Origin of the sequence: Streptococcus sp. AS20, assembly GCF_000524255.1 — a bacterium.
In the GTDB taxonomy this organism is placed as follows: domain Bacteria; phylum Bacillota; class Bacilli; order Lactobacillales; family Streptococcaceae; genus Streptococcus; species Streptococcus constellatus.
Window position 1 is genome coordinate 113,990 of record NZ_JANS01000009.1, and the last position, 25,716, is coordinate 139,705.

The following is a 25,716-nucleotide window of genomic DNA, read 5'->3' on the forward strand; positions in this document are numbered from 1 at the left end:
TTCTAATCTATCCGGCGCTTGACTCTCTGGCCAAAATATTGATATAAATCTACTTTTAAAGTCCCGTTATAGAGTTTACGTTTTTTATCGGCTTGACTACCAAATTTTGTTTCAAATGTTTCATCACTAGTTAAGATAAATTTACTCCACGTCTTTAGTAGTGCAAAAGTCTGTCCCATTTCTTGATAAAGTTTGGTCACAGCATCATCATTCAACAATCGCTCTCCATAGGGTGGATTGGAAATAATGACACCATTTATCTTGTTGGTGTGCAAATCTTGCAAACGCATTTGCTTAAAAACAATCTGCTCAGAAACACCTGCTTCTTCAGCATTTCGCTTGGCAATCTCTACCATCCGCGCATCAATATCAGTTCCTAAAATATCCAACTGAATATCTTGCTTAATCTGCCCTAAAGCTCTAGCGCGAACACACCCAACCAAGTCTGAGTCAACCCAATTCCATTCTTCAAATGCAAAATGGCGATGAAGCCCCGGCGCCATATTCATGCCAATCATAGCTGCTTCAATACAAAAAGTTCCTGAACCACAAGTCGGATCAATCAGAGGCTTATCTGGATACCAATTGGATAAGAGCAAAATTGCAGCCGCCATATTTTCTTTAATGGGCGCGCCACCTTTTTCAGTCCGATAGCCACGTTTAAAAAGGCTAGAGCCTGTCGTGTCAATCAAAACAGTCGCTACATCTTTCAAGATAGAAACTTCAATTTTAAACTCAGCTCCATTTTCCATTAAGGGAACACCCTCTGGTCGAGCATAGTGCTTTTGCAACTTTTTGACTACTGCTTTTTTAGAAATAGCTTGCACACTTGGTTCATTGTGGAGTTTTGATTTGACACATTTTGCCTTAGCAATTGGAAATTTTGCTCCAAGTGGCAGGTAGTTTTCCCAATCTAAAGCAAAAATCCCCTGAAATAATTCCTCAAAAGTCTTAGCTGGAAAGTTGCCAACAACAATTTTAATACGGTCTGCTGCACGCAACCAGAGATTGGTTTCAATAATGGTCTCGACAGTTCCTTCAAATCGAACACGTCCATTTTCCACTTGACATTCTAAGCCAAGATTTCTGATTTCGCGACCAACTACAGCCTCTAAACCAGCCGCAGCAGTCGCAATCAACTTAAATTTTGTTTTCATTTACCCTCTCAAAATAAAAGCTAGCATAATACGCTAGCTAAACCTATATGCAACTTTCTATAAGCCATGTTTTGTTCCAGAAATAACTAGGTATCATTTCCTTCGATAATCATCTGTCTACTGTTTCCAGTCAGAATGCTGTGTTCGTTTCCACGCATTCCGTGCCCCGACCAAAGTTTGGGTTGCTAGCTTGAGGGGTTTACCGCGTTCCACTTTTTGCGTTTCCGCAAAAACTACGTCACTGTGGCACTTTCAGGACTATTCCAGCATATCCAGAGACGTAGCTGTTTCGTCCGCCGTAACGATTTCTCGTCCCTAGGCTTATTGTTTCACCTAGCACAAACACTACGGGCATCACAGCCCGTGCTAGCATGGACTTTCCTCATGAAAAGACGACTCTTCACGCGATTATCCAAAAATTGCACATTACTTATTAAATTTCGTTATTTAAGATTTGCTTGCCAAATACTTCTTTTTCCAAACGATTTAAACGCTTTAAAATATCAAAATTTGTCAACGTAGCAGAAGCCGTCTGAGGAGTTTCCATGATAGACTGTGTTAAAGGTGAAGTTGCCGACTCAGTTGACTTTTTAGCGAGTTCAGCCTTTAAACGAGTATTTTCTTCACGCAGTTCTTTCACCAAAGCAGCATACGTTTCGTAATCTTTAATGACATCGTCTAAAAATTCATCTACTTCTACTTTACTATAACCTCGGACGCCAACTTTAAAATCTTGATCAAAAATATCTTTCGGTGTGTAAATAATACTTGCCATTTCTCTCTCCATTCTCGTTCATTACTTTAATTATATAAAAAATGAACCGCAAAAATCAAGATTAAACATCTAATTTTCGGAAAAATTTTCTGCGACTTCGTTCAAGTCATCAAATGTTAATTTTTTGATAAAATATTGTTCTTGACTTTTCATCATTTGATAAAGATATTTCAAATTCGTCTCATTTTCTTCATCGTAAAAAATATAGGCACCATCTGTATTGTTGAGTAGAAAATGGTTGTAGTCACGAAATTGACTCGGGTTTTCATAATGCGGATAAGCATATTTTACAAAGTCCACCTGTTTGAAATGGTTTAATTTTTCTTGATTGACTTCATTCCAATTTTCCCCCTGATTCTCAAAAGTGAAAATTGTTGCCATTTGAAAATCGTAGTTTTGCTGTAATTCTTTTGCAACTTCTAGTACCCAAACTTCAAAACCTAAATTTCCAGTGAAAATCAGCCATTCCACTCCTTGTTCCAATAATCGAGTCAAATCACGTTGAATCACTTTTTTAATAATCTTGATTCGAGGATCTTTTTCATCAAAAATTCCCAGATCAAAATTTCGATAGCCCACTACTAATATACTAACCACTTAAATTATCCCTTTATTTCCTTTTTTATGTTATAATAGAGTGATGTTATTGTACCAATAAGGAGATATATGGTCAACTATCCACATAAAGTTTCCTCGCGCAACTCATTGAAATTTCCTAAAAAGAAATCAGTTGATTTTGCCAATCGAGGAATGTCTTTTGAAAAAATGATCAATGAAACAAATGATTATTATCTTAGTCATGGGTTGGCGGTCATTCACAAAAAACCGACACCTATTCAAATCGTAAAAGTGGATTATCCTAGGCGTAGTCGGGCAAAAATTGTAGAAGCCTACTTTCGACAAGCCTCTACAACAGACTATTCTGGTGTCTACCAGGGGCGTTACATAGATTTTGAAGCAAAAGAAACTCGTCAAAAGGCTTCTATGCCTATGAAAAATTTTCATGCGCATCAAATCGAACACATGGAACAAGTCGTCAAACAAGGAGGAATTTGTTTCGTTTTATTGCACTTTTCAGCCTTAAAACTGACGTATTTGCTTCCTGCTCCTTATCTGATTAACTTCTTCAAGATTGACAAAGGGACAAAATCCATGCCACTTGATTACATTCAACAACATGGATATTCTATTTCACAGAATGGACTTCCTAGCATTCCGTATCTTGAAATCATTCAACAAAACTTACTAGGTGGTAAAATAAATGAATAAGCAATCTTTACTGACAGCTGCTAAATATGCTGCTATCGGTCTCATCTCGTTATTTCTTCTAGGAGTTGTTGCTGGCGGAGGAATCTTTCTCTATCAAGTTCACAAGGCGCCCGCCTTGTCAGAAAAGAAACTAGTTGCTACAACTTCCAGTAAAATCTATGATAGTGAAAACAATCTTATTGCTGACTTAGGCTCTGAAAAAAGAGTAAACGCAGCAACAAGTAATATTCCAACTGGTTTAGTTCAAGCTATCGTTGCAATTGAAGATCACCGTTTCTTCAACCATCGTGGTGTGGATTCTGTTCGTATTTTAGGTGCTTTTTTAAATAACTTGCGCAAAGGAAATCGGCAAGGCGGCTCCACTCTGACACAACAGTTGATTAAATTGACTTATTTCTCTACCTCAACTGCCGATCAAACGCTATCACGTAAAATCCAAGAAGCCTGGTTAGCAGTCCAGCTGGAGCGCAAAGCCACTAAGCAAGAAATCATTACTTATTATGTAAACAAGGTCTATATGTCAAATGGTAACTACGGTATGCAAACAGCTGCTAAAAGTTATTACGGCAAAGATTTGAAAGATTTGAGCTTGGCTCAAATTGCTTTATTGGCAGGGATGCCTCAAGCACCAAATCAATACGATCCTTATACACAACCAGAGGCTGCTAAAAATCGTCGGAATCTTGTCTTATCAGAAATGTATAAACTCAAATACATCTCTGCTGAGCAATACGAAAAGGCAGTCAACACCCCCATTACCGATGGTCTGCAAAGCTTAAAAAATTCTGCTTCTTATCCGGCTTACATGGACAATTACTTAAAACAAGTAATTGAGCAAGTTCAGCAAGAAACTGGCTATAACTTGCTGACGACAGGAATGGAAGTCTATACTAACGTCAATAGAGCTGTTCAAGAACGCCTTTGGAACATTTATAATAGCAATGAATATGTTGCCTATCCAGATAATGAACTGCAAGTAGCTTCTACGATTATGGATGTTACAAATGGCAAGGTGATTGCTCAACTAGGAGCTCGAAATCAAACTTCAAATGTTTCTTTTGGTACCAATCAAGCCGTTGAAACCAATCGTGACTGGGGTTCAACCATGAAACCAATCACCGATTATGCTCCAGCCATTGAAAACGGAATTTACACTTCGACAGCTGCTTATATTAGCGATACCCCTTATCATTATCCTGGAACAACTACTCCGGTTTACAACTGGGATATGCGGTATTTCGGAAACATCACCATTCAGTATGCACTTCAGGAATCTCGGAACATCCCAGCTGTCAAAACATTAGAAGCTGTTGGTCTCAGCAAATCAAAGAAATTCCTTAATGGACTTGGCATTGATTATCCAGATATGGTCTATGCAAATGCCATTTCAAGTAATACCACAAAATCAGATAAGAAATATGGTGCCAGCAGTGAAAAAATGGCAGCTGCCTATGCTGCTTTTGCAAATGGAGGAACTTATTATAAACCTCAATACGTCAGCCGTGTTGTCTTTAGTGATGGAACTTCAAAAAACTTCGCTAATCAAGGCACAACCGCAATGAAAGAAACAACTGCATACATGATGACAAATATGCTGAAAACAGTTCTCACTTCAGGTACAGGAACCAACGCAGCTATATCAGGTGTCTACCAAGCTGGTAAGACAGGGACTTCCAACTATTCTGATGATGAATTGGCGAAACTAACAAAACCTTATGGTGGTTCAAGTGTTGTGACTCCAGATGAACTATTTGTTGGTTATACACAGAAATATTCAATGGCAGTGTGGACAGGTTACACCAATCGTCTCACTCCTGTTCTGGATGACGGTGTGAAAGTTGCAACAGATGTTTACCGTGCTATGATGTCTTACTTGTCTGAAAGTGGGACAGAAGACTGGGAGATGCCTAGCGGTCTCTATCGTAGCGGAAGTTATGTCTTTTTAGCCAATGCAACTAATAGATATCAACAAAATTATTATAATTCTACTTCAAGTTCTAGCTTAGAAGAATCGTCTACATCTTCAAATAGTCAAGAAAGCTCTACTCAAGAGTCATCAAGTAGTTCTTCATCAAGCAGTTCTTCATCAAGTACGGAACCCAGTGCTTCCACGTCTACAAATTCTCCTAATAACAGTAGAAATTCGGAAACTCCTCCTTCACGAAATCAATAACGAAGAAGTTTCTGAAAGCCAAGCAGTTTAGAAGATAACATCTTTAAATCAGAGTTTTGTAAAAATTAAAAAACACGAACAATTTATCCAGTTGCTTACTGGTCTTGATTGCTCGTGTTTTTCTATTTCATTCTCTTACAGAATCTTTTAAAGCAAGCTTAAAAATTTATCCTACTTCTTTTTATTCTTATTTGCTAGCCAGAGCTCCCATTGGATCCCACGGAGCAAGCACTTTTGGCTCTGCTTCATAGGCCGCTAGTTCTTCAGTTGTTAAAAATTCTTTGCGGACAACGATTTGATAAGTGTATTCGTCCATCCAGTCATCGCTAGCAACAAAATAGCCTTTGTTCCCAACTTTATCACCCCAAGAATTTTCCACTTTCCATTTTGTCGATTTGCCATTTTCGTCCAAGTCAACACCTGTCAAGACCATAGCATGAGTCATGAGACTTTCACTGTAATCCAAGCGCCCTGCTTTGTCTTGTATCAATTCAATATCCATGCTGGAAGTAAAATCATACATATCATTCACCATCACACCAGCCTTGCGATTGCTAGATTGACCCACATCAGAACCAAACCAAACCGTTTCTCCTGCTTGCATTTGAGCAATGGCCAGTTCTTTCAAACGATTCATATCGACATTCAAATAGCGGACGTCACGTGCTCCTACGACATTTCCTAACATCTCGACAGTGTAAGATTTGCCATAAGGTTTGTCAGCTGTTGGGGCATTGATGATGGATACATAGTCATCTAGCTTAATATCCACATATTTCTTGTAAAATGCTTGTGGTGTCAATCCACTTTCGCTATGGAAGTTATTGTCTTTATCACGATAAGCAAAATCAAAAGTACGAGGAGGGAGTCCAAGGGTCATTGCCAAGAAATTAAAAATTTCTTGCAAAAGTTCTTCTTTCTTTTCTTGAGCAGCTGCTGCATCAGCTCCGCTAGTAACCAAGTCACGTAAAATTTGTGCATCCTGGCGGAGTAATTTGTTGAGATATTGATTAAGCTCACGACTGTTACTTGATGAAATAGATTCTGGATAAACAGATTTTGGCACCACACCATATTTTTCAAAAAGTGCCACAACCATATCCCATTGACCACCGTCCTGTTGAGGTGTATCAAGTAAGAATTTGACCTTGCGACTGGTTAATTCTTGGTCTGCAGTTGCTAATACTTGCTCCAAGAACCAGTTCGATTTTTCATATTTATCCCAGAAGAATGTATGGGCTTGTGACAATTCAAATTCTTCTAATTGAAAGCCCGCAATCATTTTGTGGCGAAATGTATTGAGCGCTGCAAACATCCAGCAGCGACCAGAAGCTTTTTGATTGCTGACCTTATCTTTGGTCAAATCAATTGAAAATACAGGATTGTTTTCAGCAGCGCTATTGCGTTTTTCCAGTGAAGTTAATAAGCCATTGTGACTGACTGCATTTTCAATTGCAGCATATTTCACATTTGCTTCATAATTAGCATATAATTTATCTGTAAATTGTTGATCTAATGAATTCATAGATACCTCCTTCTAATTCTACACACTATTATAGCTTATTTTTAAAATTCTTCAAATAAAAAGTTAGGCGCACCTAACTTTTTCGCTCTACATCTGATTTTAATAACCTACGGATTTAAAAAACGTAAGTTAGAACAATTCTTCTGCTTATTTCCAAAAATTATCGAAGATGGTAATTGGCAAATGACGTTTATGTTCCCCTTTACGCCACCAAGATTCAATGGTAGCCTGTGCTTCTTCTGATACAGTTTTGCCTTCCAGATAATCATCAATTTCATTGTAGGTAACACCGAGAGCAGCCTCGTCTGCAATCCCTGGTTTTTCTTCTTCTAGGTCTGCTGTCGGCACTTTCTCATAGAGAATGGGGTCCGCACCCAAGGCAGCCAATAGCTGTTTCCCTTGACGTTTATTGAGACGATAAAGTGGTAGAATGTCTGCACCACCATCACCAAATTTCGTAAAGAAAGCTGTCACATTTTCTGCAGCATGATCTGTTCCAATAACTGCCCCATTATAGGAACCAGCTAAAGCATACTGCGCAATCATACGGCTCCTCGCTTTGATATTGCCTTTATTGAAGTCTGAAACCTTAGCACCAGTTGCTCCCACAGCAGCTGTCATCGCATCTGCGGATTCCTTGATATTTACTACAAGGCTGACATCTGGTTGGATAAAAGCGAGTGCTCTTTGGGCATCGGCTTCATCAGCCTGCACTCCATATGGTAAACGCACTGCGATAAATTGATAATTATTATCGCCAGTCTCAGCTCGCATTTCTTCTATGGCCAATTGTGCTAAACGTCCTGCTAAGGTTGAATCTTGTCCACCTGAGATTCCCAAAACATAGTTTTTCAAAAACGGATGTTTTTTTAGATAAGTCTTTAAAAAATCAATAGATTTACGGATTTCTTCTTGTGGATCAATGACAGGTTTCACACCTAATTGCTGGATAATCGTTTCCTGTAAGGTCATTTTGTTTCTCCCATTTGGCTTGCTTTTTTGCGCATTTGATCAATCAAATCCACCTTATCTTGCCATACATCACGTGCCAAATCCACAGGATAATCTTGTGGATTGAGAACCCGTTTGTACTCGTCCCACAACTTATCAAACTCTTTGCGAGCATATGTTTGGATTTCTGTTAAACTTGGCAATTGGTACACAAGTTGACCTTGTTTAAAAATGTCTACTAACAGAGGTACTGCATCAAAATTTGTCACAGTTTTATTAATGTAAGTGTAAGTCGGATGGAACATTTCTAATGCTGTTATCGCATTAACATCTACACCGTCATAAGTGATGTAATCCCCTTCCGACTTCCCTTTTGCACGGCTAGTAATACGCCAAACTTGCTTTTTACCTGGCGTTGATACTTTTTCCACATTATTAGAGAGCTTGATTGTATTGCGCAAATTGCCATTTTCATCTTCAATAGCCACAATCTTGTAAACTGCTCCCAGCGCTGGCTGGTCGTAAGCAGTGATGAGCTTCGTTCCGACGCCCCAAACGTCAATTTTGGCTTTCTGCATTTTCAAGTTGAGAATTGTATTTTCATCCAAGTCGTTTGATGCATAGATTTTCGCATTTGGGAATCCAGCTTCATCCAGTTGCTGCCGGACTTTTTTAGAAATATAAGCCAAGTCACCTGAGTCAATCCGTACACCGAGGAAATTGATTTTGTCTCCCATTTCACGTGCCACACGAATAGCTGCTGGCACCCCCAGACGAAACGTATCATAGGTATCCACTAAGAAAACACAGTCATGGTGCGTTTCAGCATATGCTTTGAAAGCTTCATAATCATTACCATAGACTTGAACGAGCGCATGAGCATGCGTTCCCAAGACTGGAATATCAAAAAGTTTTCCAGCACGCACATTACTGGTTCCATTTGCTCCACCAATAACTGCCGCACGAGTCCCCCAAATAGCTGCATCCATTTCTTGTGCTCGGCGGGTACCAAACTCCATTAAAGGCTCATCTTCAATGACTGAGCGAATCCGGGCTGCTTTTGTCGCTACCAAAGTTTGATAGTTGACAATATTTAATAACGCTGTCTCCACCAATTGGCATTGGGCAAGTGGGCCTTCTACTTGAACAATTGGCTCATTGGCAAAGACCAAGTCGCCCTCTTGTGCAGAGCGTACTGTTAATTCCAATTTTAAATTGGCTAGATAAGCTAGAAATTCTTCATCATAGCCAAGAGAACGAAGATAGGCAATATCACTTCCTGAAAATGTCAAATGATTTAAATAATGGATCATCCGTTCCAAGCCTGCAAAAACAGAATAACCACTGTGAAAAGGCTCTTTGCGGAAGTATACTTCAAAAACTGCTCGTTTATTGTGAATATTTTTTCTAAAATAAACTTGCATCATGTTGATTTGGTACAAATCTGTATGCAAAGTTAAACTATCATCTGGGTACATAATGACTCCTTGTAAGATATATTTTCATTTATTATACCACAAATAAAAAGAGCAAGCGGAAATCTTGTCAATCTTTGAATGGCAAAAACAATTATTTTTAACTTTTAGTGATTATAAGATTGCGTTTGATTATATATTAGAATGTTTATCCATTACTTTTTTCATCAGAAACTTCTCCCTGTTGACAATCTCATTACCAATATAAAAAGCTAAGAAAGTCTTGAAACAACTTGAAAACATCGTATCATTTTTCTTAGCTTTATGACATATTTATTTTGATTTAAACTTCCATTGGCTGTACATTCCAAATCCAACTATCCAGATGGCTGATCCGATAGCACCCACAACAGTTGACTTTTGTAAAAAGAGCGTGACAAATACAAAAGCAAAGAAGAGTAAGGTGAGTGGGTTGAGAAATTTGTAAGCTGGCATTAGATAACCATCTGCCATAAATTCTTTTGATTTTCTGTATTTCAAGTGAGCAATCATAGTGAGGGCGTAGATAGCAATGTAAACACCTGATGAAGAGGCTGTAATCAAAACAAAGGAATCGGACACTCCCGGTAAAACCTTAATAAAAGCAGCCAATGCAATCACTACCGCTGATGTCAAAATAGCATTTTTCGGAACGTTCTGTCTGGATAATTTGCCAGCACCAATTCCATTCAGAAAGCGGTTTGGCGAGTCATGAGCAATTTGATACAAATGGCGTCCTGTTGAATACAAAGTAGAGTTCAAGGCCGAAGCGGCTGAGGTCAGTACCACAAAATTAATCAAAGCTGCCGCCCATTTGAGCCCTGCTAACTTAAATACAATAACAAAAGGAGAGTCTGTTGTTGCTAAATCTTTCCACGGGATGATCGCCATAATTGCCAAAAGTGAGCCACCATAGAACAAGACAATTCGTAAAGGAATTTCCTTTATTGCTTTAGGCAATACTTGACGAGGATTGGCTGTTTCTGAAGTCGTAATTCCAATAAATTCAATCGCCTGATAAGCAAAGAAAACCATTTGAAAGCCCATGACAAAACTCATAAAGCCATTGGGGAAAAGTTGGAAATTTTGACTGATATTACTTAAACTGGCTACACCATTTGGGGTTTTAAAGCCTGTCAACACCATAAAAATAGCTGTCACAATCAAAGCAATAATCGCTACAATCTTAACCATGGCAAACCAAAACTCAACCTCGCCAAAGACTCGTACCGCAATCAGATTGACCATGCTCAAAATAGCAAGGAAGACAATTTGAATCAACCAAGCCGGCCAAGTTGGGAACCAAAATTGGACATATTGCGCAACTGCCGTGATTTCTGCCATACCAATAAAAATGAGGGAGATCCAATACGACCAGCCAGAAAAATAACCCCAGCCATTACCAAGATATTTTGTGATGAAATTGATAAATGTATGCTGGTCTGGATCATAGTACAGCATTTCTCCAATCGCCCTCATCATCAAATACATAAAGACACCTGTCAACATGTAAATGAGGATAATAGACGGTCCTGTCAGATTAATCGAACGTCCAGCTCCCAAAAAGAGACCCGTCCCAATGGTCCCAGCGATAGCTATAATTTGCACATGGCGATTTTGCAAACCACGTTCCATCTTGTTTTGATTTTTTTCAGAATGTTTATCACTCATACAAGTCTCCTTTTTACGTGAACTTTTCTATTGTACCACAATTCTGACAATTTCACTAGTCATTTATGAAGGCACGAGAATTGAACAAGTCCAAAGAAGCACTCTTATTATCACTCCATCAGTGCATTGATGTGTTTTTGCTAATCAGAAAAGACTGGATATGAACCCAGTCTTAAAAATTCTCTGTAATATATTTATAAACTTCTTGTCCTGCGATTGCTCCGTCACCAACAGCTGTCGTTACTTGACGAAGGTTCTTTTCTCGAACATCACCAATGGCATAGATGCCAGAAATAGCCGTTTTCATATGATTGTCAGTCACAATCCAGCCAGCTTCATTGGTAATGCCTAAATCTTTGACAAACTCACTGACTGGCTCTAATCCAACATAGATGAAGACACCGCCAAATTCATGTTCAGATATTTCACCTGTTTTGACATTTTCTACTATAACGCTGCTAACACGCTTGTCTCCTTTGATTTCCTTCACAACTGAACCCCAAATAAAGCGGATTTTTTCATTGGCAAATGCACGATCTTGAAGCACTTTTTGTGCACGGAGTTCATCGCGCCGATGAATAATCGTCACCGTTTTTGCAAAACGAGTCAAAAATACAGCTTCTTCCACTGCAGAGTCGCCTCCACCGACTACTAACAAATCTTCATCACGGAAAAAGGCACCATCACAAACTGCACAGTAGGAAACACCACGACTGTTGAGCTCTTCTTCTCCTAATACGCCAAGATGGCGGTGGAAAGCTCCCGAAGCAATGATAACAGTCTTTGTTTCAAAAACTTCATCTTCTGTGAATACTTTTTTCACATTTCCATGATCTTCAATCTTTTTAACATAGCCAAACAAATGCTCTACTCCCAATTTTTCGAGCGGTTCAAACATTTTTTCTGCTAGTTCTGGACCACTAATATTAGCATATCCAGGATAATTTTCGATATCTGAGGTATTATTCATTTGCCCGCCTGGAATGCCTCTCTCCAAAAGAGCAACTTTGAGGTTACTTCTAGCAGCATATAAAGCGGCTGTCATTCCCGCTGGTCCTGATCCAATAATAATTGTATCGTACATATCGTCACTTCCTTTATTGTAATCACTGTTATTCTAACGTTAGTAGAGCTTTTTTTCAAGAATTATGCTTTTAAGACAAGTAAAATCCCCATCATAGCAAAAGATAAAATCGGAATTGTCATCACTGCGATTAGCAACATGTCATACAGATGAGCTTGTCGATCTCTGACCGTTTTATCAACACGCCGGACAGCGCGAAGACCAATCCATAATCCTAAAAAACTCCCTACCAGTAGCGCTGTAATCAGTAAACTCTCTAAATAAAGTATAAAAACTCGAAATAACATGTCATTCTCCCCATCAAATTAACTTTTACTTAACATAAAATGCTTAAAATAAACCCAGCTAGCAAGAACTGGGCTTCTTTTTTATTATATCAAATATATGTCCGTTTGTAACTGGCAAAAAATTCTTTTGTGCGTTCTTCTTTAGGGTGGCTCATTATTTCTTCGGGAGTTCCCATTTCAATGATGTGTCCTTTATCCAAAAAGAGTACCTTGTCTGCCACTTGAGAGACAAAGGACATATCATGACTAACTAGAATCATGGTCTGACCAGCCTTGGCTGCATCTGCAATAGATTTTTCAACTTCTCCTACTAGTTCAGGATCCAGGGCAGATGTTGGCTCATCCAATAGTAACACATCTGGTTTCATCGCTAAAGCTCGTGCCAAAGCGACCCGTTGTTTTTGTCCACCTGACAGATGACGTGGATAGTAATTTTCACGATCCGACAGACTAACTTTTGCCAGTTCTTTTTTTGCAAGATTCGTTGCTTCTCGGTCTGAGAATTTTTTTACAACCAACAAACCTTCTTTGACATTATCCAAAGCTGTCCGACGATTAAAAAGGTTAAACTGTTGAAATACCATCGCCAACTTTCGCCTCAAAGTTAGAATTTCTTCTTTGCTAATCTTGGAAAAATCAACTGTAAAATCATCAATTGTAATCGTTCCGCTATCTGGTTGCTCTAAATAATTCAAACTGCGTAAGAAAGTAGATTTCCCTGCACCAGATGAGCCAATCAAAGCAACTACTTCACCTTTTTGAATCTCTAAGCTAAGATTATTTAAAACAATTTGTCCAGAAAAGGATTTGCTGAGATTTGAAATACGAATCATTAACGAACATCTCCTTTCGTTCGTATTTGTGGATTGAGATTATCAGGCACTTCAATCACCATTTTCTTTTCGATAAACCGCCCAAATAGTTCAATCACTATATTCACACCCCAATAGACAAGAGCCACCGAGATAAAGCGCTCAAAGTAGCGATAATCCGCACCGCCCAAAATCTGCGCTTGAGCAAAAATTTCCACAACTCCAGCACTGAAAGCCAGAGAAGTACCTTTGGTCAGACCAATCAGAGAATTAATTAGAGTCGGTGTAGCAACGACTGCTGCATTTGGGATAATGATACGACGATAAACTTGCCTATTTGTCATGCCCAAACTACGAGCCGCTTCAACCTCACCCGAATCTACTGATAAAATCGCTGCTCGAATAGTTTCGCTGGCATAAGCTGCTTCATTAAAGGCAAAAGCTACAATTGCAAATAGATAAGCTGGAATAGCATTTATATTTAGACCCGTACCGAATCGCAAGTTGATTGCTTTCAGAAGCAAAGGAATCCCATAATACGTTAGCATGAGCTGAACAAGCACAGGGGTCCCGCGCAGAAAGCTAATGAAAAAGGCTTGAAGAGGATACAAAATCTTCACACGATTGATTTTGACAATCGCAAAAATGAGAGCCAAAATCAAGCCAAAAAAAGCTCCTCCAAAAGTCAATAGCAAAGTTGTCGGTAATTTTTCGATAATTCTTGGCAGTCCGTCAAACACAGATCGCCAGCTAAAAAGCTGCCCGTCTGGAATTTTCTGAATCAATTCTTGATACCAATTAGACGCTAAAATCACTGTTGTAACAATCATTGTAACTTCTCTTTCTCAATAATGTCTAATTCTATCACAATTTTATAAATTCACCAATTATTTACTACGATAAAAATAGACTAGCAAGACTAGTCTATCACATTCGTTTTATAAAAAATAATTGTTTTTATTTATGAGAGTGATAAAAAAATTTTAAGACTAAAAGCTCTGACGTTTCGCTTTTCTTTCTGCACGACCGCGTGCTCGATTTTCAGCACGCCTGGTTTTTCGGCGTTTTTCATTGACAGCCCATTGAATTTTCTTTTTATAGCCCGGTTTGATTTTTTTCTTCTTCTTTTTAACCAAACCAATCATCTCTGTATCCAATTTTTCTTGGCGTTTTTCACGATTAGAACGACGATCTCGGTCATAAGTATCCTGAAACTCATCAGCTTTTATCATCTTAGGAATGAACTGAATCCCCAATTTCTCTAACTCGCGAATATCTGAATCATCACTTGGCTGATATAGGGTAATGGCAGTGCCTGGCAACCCATTTCGTCCTGTCCGACCAACTCGGTGGATAAAGAAAGACAAATCTTGCGGAATTGCATCATTGATAACATGACTGACCCCTTCAATATCAATCCCTCTTGCTGCTAGATCGGTCGCCACAATATATTCAAATTCCAGATTTTTCACTTGATTCATAATCCGTTTGCGCTCTCGCGGAGGAACGTCTCCGTGAATTTTAGCGACCTTAAGTCCTTGCGCTGTCAAATAACTGTGCAGCTCATCAGCTCGTGTTTTAGTATTAACAAAAATCATGGCTAGATAAGGCTGCAAAAGCTGAGTGATTTGGTAAATTTGCGCATTTTTATCCTGACCTTTAGTCGAAATCAGCCAGTTTTCAATCGTATCAGAGATGACTGTTTTGGTCTTGATCTGCTCTATGACAGGATTTGATAGATATTTTTTTAAAAATGGCTGTAATTTTTGTGGAATCGTTGCTGAAAAGACTAAAAATTGCAATTCTTTTGGCAAACTGGACGCAATCTTATCCACTGTTTCTAAAAAGCCCATATCCAAGGTCATATCTGCTTCATCTACTACAAAGGTATTCGCCTTATGAATAGCCAAATCACCTGATTTCACCAAATCATAGATACGTCCCGGTGTTCCAATAACGATATGCGGCTGACTGAAAGCCAATTTCCCAATCTGACGATTTTTATCAGTCCCACCAACATAATGAGCCACTCGGATTTCCTTATCAGAGAAAGTAGCAATTTGGCGTGCAGCTTGATAAATCTGCGTGGCTAATTCACGACTGGGAGCTGTAATGACAGCCTGAACATTATCTGCATCCTCATTCATCTTTTGAAAAATCGGTAATAAAAAAGTGTGGGTTTTCCCTGAACCTGTTTTGGACTCTCCAACTAGATCTCGACCCGCAAGTACGATTGGAATCAATTTTTCCTGTACTTCTGTCGCCTCGACAAAGTTCAAATCTATTAATGCCTCTTGAATATAATCTTTAAACTTAAATTCTGTAAATTTCATGTTTTCCTCTATTCGTTACTTGTCCTACCTATTATACCAGAACTTACTTTAAAAATAAAAACGAATCATTTCTTTTGTCATTTCCCGCCCTTTTCTATGAAGCTCTCTCTTTTTATGATACAATAATGTTAAGTTCACAAAAAGGGATTACCATGAAAAAATTTATTATTACTCTTGTAACAACTCTCTTACTTATCTTAACTCCTACTGTCTGGGCCGATAATTTTAACGTAGGCGCCAAGCACGCTATTGCGGTTGATGCCACAACTGGAAAAATCTTGTATGAAAAAGATGCTGATCAGCCAGTTGAAGTTGCTTCTATTACTAAATTGCTAACAGCTTATTTGGTCTATGAAGCCATTCATCAAGGAAAGTTCACTCTACAAACTCCAGTGGATATTTCTGACTATCCTTATCAACTAACCGTTAATCCAGATGCCAGTAACGTTCCGTTGGAAGCAAGACGGTACACTATCGAAGAACTATTAGAAACTTCCTTAATAGCCAGTGCCAATAGCCCAGCGATTGCTTTGGCTGAGAAGGTCGCAGGTAGTGAGAAAAAATTTGTGGATTTGATGAAAGCTAAATTACAACAATGGGGAATCAAAAATGCCACTATTGTCAATGCTTCTGGACTTAAAAATTCTGTTTTAGGAGAAGAACATATTTATCCTGGTTCAAACAAAGATGATGAAAATAAATTGAGTGCTTATGATATTGCAATTGTTGCTCGTCGTTTAATTCTTGATTACCCAGAAGTTTTAGAAATTACCAAAAAAACTACATCTAACTTTGCAGGTATGACGCTTACATCATCCAATCATATGCTTAAAGATATGCCGGCTTTTCGAGCTGGAGTGGATGGTCTAAAAACTGGTTCTTCTGATAAAGGAGGAACTTCCTTTGTCGGAACAATCCAGCAGAGAGGCATGCGTTTGATTACAGTCCTTCTCAATGTCGATCATGCAGATAAAGATGAAAACGCCCGTTTCACAGCTACTTCTAGGTTTATGTCTTATATTTATCAGCAATTTACTGTCCAAACTCTTGTAAAAAAAGGTGAAGCCTATGATAAAAGTTCTGCTCGCATTATCAACGGTCAAAAAGATGAAGTCACTGCCGTTGCAAGTAAGAAACTTACTATTGTGCGGAGATACAATCATAAAAAACCTACTGTCCACTTTACAACCGATAAAAAAGGGTATCCTACGCCTTTAAAAAAGGGTGTCGTTGTTGGAAAATTGACCTATACAGACAATGATTTGATTGGAAAAGGCTATCTTGACAAGAAACCACCGACTATTTCCATGCTTTCAGCAGAAAGAATAGAACGCCCCTTCTTCCTCAAATCTTGGTGGAATGAATTCGTCCAATATGTCAATGAAAAATTATAAAAAATCGCGATAATGTACCGCACCCCAAAAGTTAGATTTTTTCTGTCTAACTTTTGGGGTGCGGTGCATTTTTTATTTAACCTCAATTATTAATCTTTTTCAGACTTTTCAGCTTCTTCAATTGCCTTTTTAAGAGCATTCCAACCTAAGGTTGAGCATTTAATACGCTGAGGAAATTTAGCAACACTAGCCAAAAAAGCTGCATCTCCCAATTCCGCTTGCTGCTTATCTTCTTTCCCTTGAACCATTTGAGAGAAAATCTCTGCCAACTTTAGTGCTTCATACTTCGTCTTCCCTAAGACTACATCAGTCATCATACTAGCTGATGCTGTAGAAATACTGCAACCAGAATTCACAAATGCAATATCCTCAATCACTCCCTGCTCATCAAACTGAACCGACAGACTGATGACATCTCCGCAGGTAGGATTATTGAGATTCACTTGCTCCACTCCATCCAAACGACCTTGATGATGAGGGTGAGCTGAATGATCCGTCACAACTGCCTTATAAAGGCTATTTAGTTTAGAAAGTGCCATCGAAAAACTCCTTTGTTTTCTGCAAAGCTTCAACGAGCTTATCACAGTCTGCTTTGGTATTATACATATAAAAGCTAGCTCGAACAGTCGCTGCCACTCCTAGGTAACTCAACAAGGGTTGAGCGCAGTGATGTCCGGCTCGTACAGCCACGCCTTCATAATCCAGAGCTGTTGCTACATCATGGGGGTGAAGACCAGCTAGATTAAAAGAAATAACACCTGACCGCTGAGCCAAATCCTCCGAACCATAAATGGTGAGACCCTCAACAGCTTGTAATTTGGGAAAGACATAAGCCAGTAATTCTTGCTCATATTGATGAACAGTTTCCATTCCGATCTTATCCAGATAATCAATAGCGGCAGCTAAACCAATAGCTCCAGCTATATTGGGTGTGCCTGCCTCAAACTTCCAAGGGAGCTCTTTCCATGTTGCTTTCTGCTCATAAACAAAATCAATCATTTCCCCGCCAAATTCTACCGGAGGCATTTGATTCAAGAGTTTCTCTTTTCCATAAAGCACACCGATACCCGTCGGACCTAGCATCTTGTGACCTGAAAAAGCAAAGAAATCAACATCCAAGTCTTGAACATCAATCTCCATGTGAGGTACAGATTGGGCTCCGTCCACTACCAAAAGAGCATCTATCTGATGCACTAGCCCTGCTATTTCTTTTATAGGATTCACCACACCTAATACATTAGAAACGTGAGCCAAGGCAACAAACCGCGTCTTTTCAGTCAATTTTGACTGAAAGTCAGCAAGGTCTAACATGCCGTCTTTCAAATAAGCATAAACCAATCTGGCACCTGTCTTCTGACAGGCTTCTTGCCAAGGAATGATGTTGGAATGGTGTTCCATAACAGAAATCAGCACTTCATCTCCTGGCTGCAACACACTTTCAGCATAGTGTGCCACCCAATTGAGCCCAGTCGTCGCACCTCTCGTAAAGAGAACTTCTTTCGTTGAAGCAGCATGGATAAAAGAGCGCACTCGTTCCCGCGCAGCTTCATAAGCTGCCGTTGCCTGCTCAGCCAGCGTATGAACACCACGATGAACGTTGGCATTATCTTTTTCGTAATAATCCGTAATTGCTCCTAAAACCTGCCTTGGCTTTTGAGTCGTTGCTGCATTATCCAAATAAACTAGTGGCTCATCATTGACGATCTGATCTAAAATCGGAAAATCTTTCCAAAGGACTTCTACATCAAGTTTAGACATTTCTTTTCCTATCTTTTATTTTTAGCTAAAATTTCATCAATAGTTTCAATCATCTCAACACGGACTTCTTTGACCGGAACTTCAACGATAACAGAACCTAAGAAACCACGCACGACTAACCGTTCTGCCGTTGCCTGATCTAGCCCTCGACTCATAAGATAGTACATATCTTCTGGATCTACCTGACCGATAGACGCCGCATGCCCTGCTGTCACATCATTTTCATCAATCAAAAGAATAGGATTAGCATCTGAACGTGCTTTGTCAGACAACATGAGCACTCGACTTTCCTGTTGCGCATCTGCCCCCTTGGCTCCCTTGATAATGTGACCAATTCCGTTAAAAGTCAACGTTCCCTTTTCCAAAATCACTCCATGTTGGAGGATATTGCCGATCGAATTGCAGCCGTAATTGGTGACGCGACTGTCAATCCCCTGAATCTGCTTACCACGAGAGAGAGCCACCACTTTCATATCTGCATGACTTCCGCGCCCAAACAAATCACTGTCAAAATCAGCAATCACATTCCCTTCATTCATGACTCCAATCGCCCAATCAATCATAGAATCATCGTCCAACTTGCCCCGACGACTAATATAGGCGGTCACATTTTCTCCTAGTCGATCAATAGCTGAAAACTTAATCTGCGCTCCTGTTTGGGCAATGACTTCCACCGTGATATTTGCTGTCGCAGAAACACTGCCAGAACCATAAGTTTCCAACCGTTCTAAATAAGTCACTTTAGAATGTTTTCCTGCGATAATCAGAATATGCTTGTTAAATGGCACATCACTTTCACTATCTTGGTAAAAAATGCCTTCAATGGGCTGATTGATTTCAACATTATCCGGAATATATAGCACCGCTCCACTATTGAAATAAGCTGTATGGTAAGCTGCTAGCTTATCTTCGTCATATTTAACAGCAGACATAAAATGTTTCTCAATGATTTCTGGAATTTCCTCAAGAGCAGAATAAAAGTCTGTGAAGATGACACCCTGCTCCGCCAAGTCAGCCGGCAGTTGCTCTAAAACAGTCTGCGTTCCGATCTGAACTAATTTCAAATGATTATCCAGTGCTGTAAAATCAGGTACATTTGCAAGAGATTCACTTTCTGAAAGCGTGCCGTCTCCCAAGTTCCAGCGGTGAAATTTCACGCGCTCAATGATCGGTAACTTCAACTCTTCTATTTTATCAAAAGCAGCTTGACGAAGATTCGCCAACCACTCAGGCTCCGCATGCATTTGTGAAAAATGTTTAATGGTTTCTTTTGTCATTTCATTCTCCTATCTTTTTCAAGCAAAAAGAAGGGGTAACTAAACTTCTTCTTGGTAATCAAAACCAAGTTCTTCAGCTAATTTGGCATAGCCTTCCTGCTCTAAACGAACAGCTAAGTCTGGGCCACCTGAAGCCACTATTCGCCCATCCATCATAACATGCACCACATCAGGCGTAATGTAATTCAACAAGCGTTGATAGTGCGTAATAATCATAGCTCCAAAATTTTCACCACGCATGGCATTGACACCCTTAGATACCACTTTCAGCGCATCAATATCTAATCCAGAGTCAATTTCATCCAGTAGCGCAAAAGTTGGCTCTAGCATCAACAATTGCAAGATTTCATTGCGTTTCTTTTCACCGCCAGAAAAGCCTTCATTCAGATAACGCTCGGCCATTTCCTCTTTCATATTCAGCAATTCCATCTTTTCGTCCAATTTCATAATAAAATCACGAACAGAAATTTTTTCGTCGTCTTCTTTACCTGCATTCATAGCTGCACGCAAAAATTCTGCATTGGTAATACCTGGAATTTCACTTGGGTACTGCATAGCAAGAAAAAGCCCCATACGAGCTCGTTCGTCCACATCCAGTTCTAAAACATTGACACCATCGAGCAGAACCTCCCCTTCGGTTACCTCGTAATTTGGATTTCCCATAATGGCGGCTGATAGAGTTGATTTACCTGTCCCATTTGGGCCCATAATCGCAGCTACTTCTCCTGTTTTAAGAGTCAGATTAACTCCTTTTAAAATTTCCTTTCCTTCGATTTCTACGTGGAGATCCTTGATTTCTAAGACAGACATGGTAAATTTTCCTTTCTTTGTAACCATAATATACCTTATAAGTATAGCAAAAAAAAGCCAAAAAGGCTTTTATTTTGTTTTAATTAAGATTCTATTTCTTTCTTCTATTTCTGAATTTTGTACGAATTTCTTCCCGATAAGCAGAATTTCCAATGAACCGAAGAACATTAAGGAGTGGTGTCCGATTTTGACCCAAAACACCGATAAGTTCCGATAAAAGTTCCACTCCAAAGAGCAGACTAATCACTAATAGTACACCACCAATTCGACTTGAAACATTTAGCAAAAGAGAAATCATGGCAAAAATCATCGAAATGCCATAAATAACCAAGACTGTCCCACGATGGGTCAAGCCCAAAGAGAGCAGGCGATGATGAAGGTGACGCTTATCTGGCGTATAGAATTTTTGACCAGATAAAGTTCTACGCACAATCGCTAAAAATGTGTCTGTAATCGGCACACCCAGAATAATCATCGGAGTAATCACCGCGACGGCTGTCGCATTTTTCAAGCCTTGCAGTGACAAAACAGCAATCATAAAACCGATAAACAGTGCTCCCGTATCACCCAGATAAATAATAGCTGGGTGATAATTGTAAGGAAAAAATCCCGCGATAGACATGACCAGAACAAAAATAGTTAAGGTTAAAAACACATTGTGATCCGGCAAGAAAAAATAAGAAACGATCCCCATTGTCACCAGCGAAATAATCGATACACCACTCACTAATCCGTCTAACCCGTCAATCAAATTGACGGCATTGGTAATCGAAATAATCCAGATAACCGTCAAAATAAAAGATAACCAAGGGGCAAAGTGCAATAGTGGTCCGCCAAAAGGAATTTTAAAATGATTCAAACGGAAATCAGTCAATAACCAAATCAAACTGGCAGCCAACACAATTCCTGACATCTTTGCTAAAGGCTTCAACTCTTTCACATCATCAATAAGCCCCGTTAAAGCAATGATGCCGCCGCCTGAGACAACCGGCCAAATATAATCAAAATAACCCTTTCCATGAAAGGTCGCTTGCACAATCATCGGCATAAAAACAAGTGTAGCAACCGAGAAAGAAATGACAATCGCTAAACCTCCGCTGCTTGGCATTGGTTTTTTGTTGATTCTTCGAGCATTGGGATAATCAACCGCGCCTATCTTAAATGCCAATAGACGCACTAAAGGTGTGAGAATTACACCAATAAAAAAGGTTCCAAGCAACACCAAAATGAATTTTAAAGGGAAAGGAATCATGAGCATTTAACCTTTTGAAGACTAGCAACCGCCTCGTTGACAAGCAATAAATAACCATGCTCTTGCAAAACAGCTCTTGTCACATCTGTGTCTTCTGCATGTTCACGCATAGAAGCCAAAAGCCAAGCTGGATAACGCTTAGGATGTCCTTCAATATCAACCAAGATTGTTAAGTAATAGTAACCATCCATTTTGTACAACTCCGAAGTGTTAACAGCATAGTCTACTGTTTTAGAAAAGACAATCGCTTCTTTCAAGCTGGAAAATTTCAAGATATAATAGATATATTTTTGAGTAAGGTCGTCACTATTTTCTTCTTGATCTTCTATGTCAGAAGTGCTCGTATTATTTTCTGCTTCTGCCGTTTCCAAAGACCGAACAGCTTCAATATCGTCTTTGCTTTTCTCAAAAATATTTTTTTCTAATGTCTTTAAAAATTCATCTGGAGACATTTGAGACAGCTCTTCTACATCTGGTAAATCTGCCAAATCATCAAAATTCAGATTCTTATCAATCTTAGACTTGGTGACAAAAACATCCAGTCGGTCTGGTTTAGGAGTTACACGAAAACTGAGCATACCGCTATCCAAAAAACTCTCTGGCATTTCCAACTCATCTAAAATTGCATAGAAAAACTCTTCTGTCTTTTCTTGCGGAACGAGAAAATCTGCCATCTCCATTCCACGTTCTTCTAAATCTTCTAATTTTATTGTGATCTTAATCGTTGTATCACTGATTTGCTTCATTTCCATCGCATTACCTCATACTTCTAGTCTTTTCATTATACTAAAATTTCGGGTTTTTTACAAAAAATAGACAACCTCATTTTCTTTTACCAATAAAAAACTCAACAAAAACTGTTGAGTTTTGAATACTTAAAAAATAGCTTTAAAGATTCCGTACACGATAAGCAAAACACCGAGCCCGATACGATATTTCCCAAAGATCGTAAAGTCGTGCTTTTTCACATAATCCGTCAAGAAACGAATCACATAGAGACTGACCCCGAACGCAACGCCCATTGCTACAAGCAGCAAGAAGAATTGCCCAAATCCAAGTGTGTTTCCTTTGATAATAAATTTCAAAATCTTCCAACCACTGGCACCAAACATGACAGGAATTCCCAAAAAGAAAGTGAACTCTGTTACCACAGAACGACTGGTCCCATTCAAAAGCCCACCTACAATGGTTGCTCCTGAACGACTTGTTCCTGGGAAAAGCGACAATACTTGAAATAGCCCAATGTAAAGCGCTGTTTTATAAGGCAAGCGATCCAAATTGGTAATCGCAGGTTCCACAGTTTTATTGCGTTTTTCTAACAAAATAAAGGCAACACCATAGATAATCAACATACATGCAACAGAAATGAAGTTATAAAAATGAGCATCAAACCAATCATCCAAAGGCAGCCCGATAATGGCAGCCGGCGCAGCTGCAATCACCACTTTCGCCCATAATTGCCATGTTTTCTGCACTTCACGCGCTGTCTTTCCCGGTTTAAACGGATTTAATTTATCAAAATAAATCACGACAACCGCTAAAATCGCTCCTAATTGGATTACAACATTGAACATCTCCATAAAAGCAGCATTCTGATCTTTATATTTGAGAAATTCTTGCACTAAAATTAAGTGACCTGTACTCGAAATCGGCAACCACTCGGTAATTCCTTCTACAATCCCAAAGATAATGGACTTCAATATTTCAACGATAAACATTTTCTTCTCCTAAGATTGATTTGTTTTATTATAGCATAATTTCAAGCAAGAGAATAGGGCACTTTTTTAAAAAGCGCCTCCTCCTCCGCCTCCGCCACCACCAGAGAAGCCGCCACCGCTACTTCCACCTGATGAAACAGAGAAACTGCTAGCCGAATTAGCTGCTGCCCCATAGCCAACAAAAGCATGTGAGCTCGCATGAAAATCATACACCATATCCTGATAAACAAAAGCATTCATCGATGGATTATCAATTGTGATTTTTCGTAGTTTCATCGTCTTGGCCACCTTATCTGCACAATTAAACATAGCAGCATAAACCAATAATCTGTTCCACAAAATCACTCCTTCCACTTCTGTATCCTTTAAATGAGCAATCTCATGCAGCATATTAGCAAAACTCTTCCAGTAATAATAGTTTTCTGCCCCTTCTTCATTTAAGACGCCATCACGCTTCACCATTTTGCATTTTCTCAAAAGGTAATACAGCATTCCGCCAGCAATGAAGAAGCTAACTACAAATTGATAAAATACGAGTCCATACTCCAAGAAAATCCAAGCTAAGATGCCAAGAGAAGCAAACACAATAAGATTCATAAGGAGCATTGAAAGATATAAACACAAGAGCTCCTTTTTAGCAACAGGGCGATAATTATTTGGTAATTGCTCACGCTCAATAATTTCATGTATATTTTCTGTAATAAGTTTTAAATAGCATTTTAATAGTTGTCTCACTCTGTTGCCTGCGCTACGAACAGCTTTCTCGCCACTATTATATATCTTATCGTCAATTTTAAAATCTGAAAACAAATTTTTCACAAGCAACTGCTTGTTGTTTCCCATAGCCATTTTTAAAAATTCTTTTTCAAAATCAGCTAAACCCTTATCTGTCACTCTTTGTAATTTTGGCTGTTTCGTATCATCTGTAAAAACAAGATTACCTCGATCAATCAAATCTAATAAAGTAGCTTGGACAAGATTTTCAAATTTCAGAGATGTAGCTTGTCGCTCAGTCGGATCCAATTCTGTCAAATCTACTGAATAAACATTTGAAGCAATGACCATTGGTGGTAAATCTTGCGGTATTTCATACAAACGAGCATGCTTAGGAAACGTTACACGGGATTTTGTTCTAAGATGAAAAATAATGTAAAAAGCCAAACTAATTAGGCCAACCAATACCAAAGCAAGTGGTAAGTCCCAGTCTACTAATCTCTGGTATTTTTTTGTACTGGTGGCAACTTCCTTTTCAACTTGACGAAACTCTTGCAACCGATTGCGTTTTGTAACAGCTAAACTATTTTCAGGAACAGTTACTAGCGATCGATCCCAATATGCATGAAATTCTAAATTTCTATTTTTAGCAATACTAGCGACACGGATCAGATAGCTATCTCCCTCTCGTGTCACTTGAGCTGACTTCATAAAATAACCCGTGTGAGCATACAATTCAGTCTGTTGTGAAGTAGCTGGAGGAGTAATCCGAAATTCTACATTATTTAATTTTTTATCCCAATCACTGATTGGAATCCAGTGTAATTCTACAATATCATTGTAGACAAACAACATATTCTTCAACTTCCAAGTAACCGTAATGGTTACACGGTCTCCTTTATTACCGGCATTATAAATTTTATATTTATAACCACCCGCAATGTATTCCTGAACAGCAGTAATATCCGTTTTTGGTTGTCCATTTCTTAAAGCTAGAATCGTCGGCTTTCCTTCCACATCAAAGCCCAGAGGAACTTTACCAGATGTCCCCAAAGTAATGATTTGTCCCCTGTAGCCGCTTGAGAAATGGTAATTGACTGTTTCAACAAATGTCGCTGTATTATCAGAATGAATCTGTAAATTGCCTTTATAGGATTCAATATCGTAACTCACTGCCAAAACTCGCTGGCTAATGAACAAACACGAGAAAAAAATCACTATACTCCAAAAGAACTTTTTCATCTGACAACCTCCTTTTACTGGTTAGATTTATTATACCATTTTTTCAAGTAAGGGTTTACC

23 protein-coding genes and 1 other RNA gene are annotated in these 25,716 nt (G+C 39.0%); 3 read left to right on the plus strand and 21 right to left on the minus strand.

Annotation, left to right across the window (positions count from 1 at the left end; genetic code table 11):
* Positions 1-2: 2 nt before the first annotated feature.
* The 4 genes from HMPREF1514_RS05070 to HMPREF1514_RS05080 all read right to left on the minus strand — a co-directional run bounded on the left by HMPREF1514_RS05070 (position 3) and on the right by HMPREF1514_RS05080 (position 2,529).
* Positions 3-1,157, minus strand: coding sequence for a THUMP domain-containing class I SAM-dependent RNA methyltransferase (locus tag HMPREF1514_RS05070; protein WP_037597736.1), 1,155 nt, complete (start codon positions 1,155-1,157; stop codon positions 3-5).
* A gap of 55 nt (positions 1,158-1,212) precedes the next feature.
* Positions 1,213-1,577: RNase P RNA component class B (gene rnpB / locus HMPREF1514_RS09215), an RNA gene on the minus strand.
* A gap of 13 nt (positions 1,578-1,590) precedes the next feature.
* A complete protein-coding gene (gpsB, locus tag HMPREF1514_RS05075) occupies positions 1,591-1,932 on the minus strand; it encodes a cell division regulator GpsB (RefSeq protein ID WP_006267358.1) in 342 nt (113 codons plus the stop codon).
* A gap of 69 nt (positions 1,933-2,001) precedes the next feature.
* Positions 2,002-2,529, minus strand: coding sequence for a DUF1273 domain-containing protein (locus HMPREF1514_RS05080; protein ID WP_037597739.1), 528 nt, complete (start codon positions 2,527-2,529; stop codon positions 2,002-2,004).
* A 69-nt stretch (positions 2,530-2,598) separates the two neighbouring features.
* Between HMPREF1514_RS05080 and recU the strand changes: the two genes are divergently transcribed.
* Together recU and pbp1a are read left to right on the plus strand one after the other, a co-directional pair.
* Positions 2,599-3,201 carry a Holliday junction resolvase RecU gene (recU, locus tag HMPREF1514_RS05085; protein ID WP_003070265.1) on the plus strand — a complete coding sequence of 201 codons (603 nt, stop codon included), beginning with the start codon at positions 2,599-2,601 and terminating at the stop codon, positions 3,199-3,201.
* A complete protein-coding gene (pbp1a, locus tag HMPREF1514_RS05090) occupies positions 3,194-5,374 on the plus strand; it encodes a penicillin-binding protein PBP1A (RefSeq protein WP_037597741.1) in 2,181 nt (726 codons plus the stop codon). The genes recU and pbp1a overlap by 8 nt, the downstream gene beginning before the upstream one ends.
* Before the next feature lie 187 nt (positions 5,375-5,561).
* Here the strand turns inward: pbp1a and pepC are convergent, their stop codons facing one another.
* The 9 genes from pepC to HMPREF1514_RS05135 form a co-directional block, all read right to left on the minus strand.
* Complete coding sequence (pepC, locus tag HMPREF1514_RS05095; protein WP_037597751.1) at positions 5,562-6,899, minus strand: aminopeptidase C; 1,338 nt, start codon at positions 6,897-6,899, stop codon at positions 5,562-5,564.
* 147 nt (positions 6,900-7,046) lie between these two features.
* Complete coding sequence (gene nadE / locus HMPREF1514_RS05100) at positions 7,047-7,871, minus strand: ammonia-dependent NAD(+) synthetase (protein WP_037597755.1); 825 nt, start codon at positions 7,869-7,871, stop codon at positions 7,047-7,049.
* A complete protein-coding gene (locus tag HMPREF1514_RS05105; protein WP_037597758.1) occupies positions 7,868-9,328 on the minus strand; it encodes a nicotinate phosphoribosyltransferase in 1,461 nt (486 codons plus the stop codon). Before HMPREF1514_RS05105 ends, nadE begins: the two co-directional genes overlap by 4 nt.
* A gap of 270 nt (positions 9,329-9,598) precedes the next feature.
* A complete protein-coding gene (locus HMPREF1514_RS05110; RefSeq protein ID WP_037597761.1) occupies positions 9,599-10,975 on the minus strand; it encodes an amino acid permease in 1,377 nt (458 codons plus the stop codon).
* Positions 10,976-11,147: 172 nt separating this feature from the next.
* Positions 11,148-12,059: a thioredoxin-disulfide reductase gene (gene trxB, locus HMPREF1514_RS05115; RefSeq protein WP_003070277.1), complete on the minus strand. Its 912-nt coding sequence runs from the start codon at positions 12,057-12,059 to the stop codon at positions 11,148-11,150.
* Positions 12,060-12,121: 62 nt separating this feature from the next.
* Positions 12,122-12,346: a DUF4059 family protein gene (locus HMPREF1514_RS05120; protein WP_003070280.1), complete on the minus strand. Its 225-nt coding sequence runs from the start codon at positions 12,344-12,346 to the stop codon at positions 12,122-12,124.
* Positions 12,347-12,435: 89 nt separating this feature from the next.
* Positions 12,436-13,179: an amino acid ABC transporter ATP-binding protein gene (locus tag HMPREF1514_RS05125; RefSeq protein ID WP_037597763.1), complete on the minus strand. Its 744-nt coding sequence runs from the start codon at positions 13,177-13,179 to the stop codon at positions 12,436-12,438.
* Positions 13,179-13,988 carry an amino acid ABC transporter permease gene (locus HMPREF1514_RS05130; RefSeq protein WP_037597764.1) on the minus strand — a complete coding sequence of 270 codons (810 nt, stop codon included), beginning with the start codon at positions 13,986-13,988 and terminating at the stop codon, positions 13,179-13,181. Before HMPREF1514_RS05130 ends, HMPREF1514_RS05125 begins: the two co-directional genes overlap by 1 nt.
* Positions 13,989-14,147: 159 nt before the next feature.
* Complete coding sequence (locus tag HMPREF1514_RS05135; protein ID WP_003070285.1) at positions 14,148-15,491, minus strand: DEAD/DEAH box helicase; 1,344 nt, start codon at positions 15,489-15,491, stop codon at positions 14,148-14,150.
* 152 nt (positions 15,492-15,643) lie between these two features.
* On the opposite strand from HMPREF1514_RS05135, the gene pbp3 reads away from it, so the two are divergent.
* Positions 15,644-16,885, plus strand: a complete 1,242-nt coding sequence (gene pbp3 / locus HMPREF1514_RS05140) for a D-alanyl-D-alanine carboxypeptidase PBP3 (RefSeq protein WP_037597766.1) — start codon at positions 15,644-15,646, stop codon at positions 16,883-16,885.
* An 89-nt stretch (positions 16,886-16,974) separates the two neighbouring features.
* Here the strand turns inward: pbp3 and sufU are convergent, their stop codons facing one another.
* From sufU to HMPREF1514_RS05180, 8 genes are all read right to left on the minus strand, one after another.
* Positions 16,975-17,424 carry a Fe-S cluster assembly sulfur transfer protein SufU gene (gene sufU / locus HMPREF1514_RS05145; RefSeq protein WP_037597767.1) on the minus strand — a complete coding sequence of 150 codons (450 nt, stop codon included), beginning with the start codon at positions 17,422-17,424 and terminating at the stop codon, positions 16,975-16,977.
* Positions 17,411-18,643, minus strand: a complete 1,233-nt coding sequence (locus tag HMPREF1514_RS05150) for a cysteine desulfurase (protein WP_037597770.1) — start codon at positions 18,641-18,643, stop codon at positions 17,411-17,413. The genes sufU and HMPREF1514_RS05150 overlap by 14 nt, the downstream gene beginning before the upstream one ends.
* Positions 18,644-18,651: 8 nt before the next feature.
* Positions 18,652-19,920 (minus strand): Fe-S cluster assembly protein SufD, encoded by a 1,269-nt coding sequence (sufD, locus tag HMPREF1514_RS05155; protein ID WP_037597771.1) that lies wholly within the window; start codon positions 19,918-19,920, stop codon positions 18,652-18,654.
* Positions 19,921-19,959: 39 nt separating this feature from the next.
* Complete coding sequence (gene sufC, locus HMPREF1514_RS05160; protein ID WP_003070295.1) at positions 19,960-20,730, minus strand: Fe-S cluster assembly ATPase SufC; 771 nt, start codon at positions 20,728-20,730, stop codon at positions 19,960-19,962.
* 91 nt (positions 20,731-20,821) lie between these two features.
* On the minus strand, positions 20,822-21,988 hold the full coding sequence (locus tag HMPREF1514_RS05165) for a glycosyltransferase family 4 protein (protein WP_022524656.1): 1,167 nt from the start codon (positions 21,986-21,988) through the stop codon (positions 20,822-20,824).
* Positions 21,979-22,734 (minus strand): adaptor protein MecA, encoded by a 756-nt coding sequence (mecA, locus tag HMPREF1514_RS05170; protein ID WP_037597774.1) that lies wholly within the window; start codon positions 22,732-22,734, stop codon positions 21,979-21,981. Before mecA ends, HMPREF1514_RS05165 begins: the two co-directional genes overlap by 10 nt.
* Positions 22,735-22,857: 123 nt before the next feature.
* Positions 22,858-23,700: an undecaprenyl-diphosphate phosphatase gene (locus HMPREF1514_RS05175; protein WP_037597777.1), complete on the minus strand. Its 843-nt coding sequence runs from the start codon at positions 23,698-23,700 to the stop codon at positions 22,858-22,860.
* A gap of 66 nt (positions 23,701-23,766) precedes the next feature.
* Positions 23,767-25,656: a DUF2207 domain-containing protein gene (locus HMPREF1514_RS05180; RefSeq protein ID WP_037597780.1), complete on the minus strand. Its 1,890-nt coding sequence runs from the start codon at positions 25,654-25,656 to the stop codon at positions 23,767-23,769.
* Between the last annotated feature and the right edge of the window lie 60 nt (positions 25,657-25,716).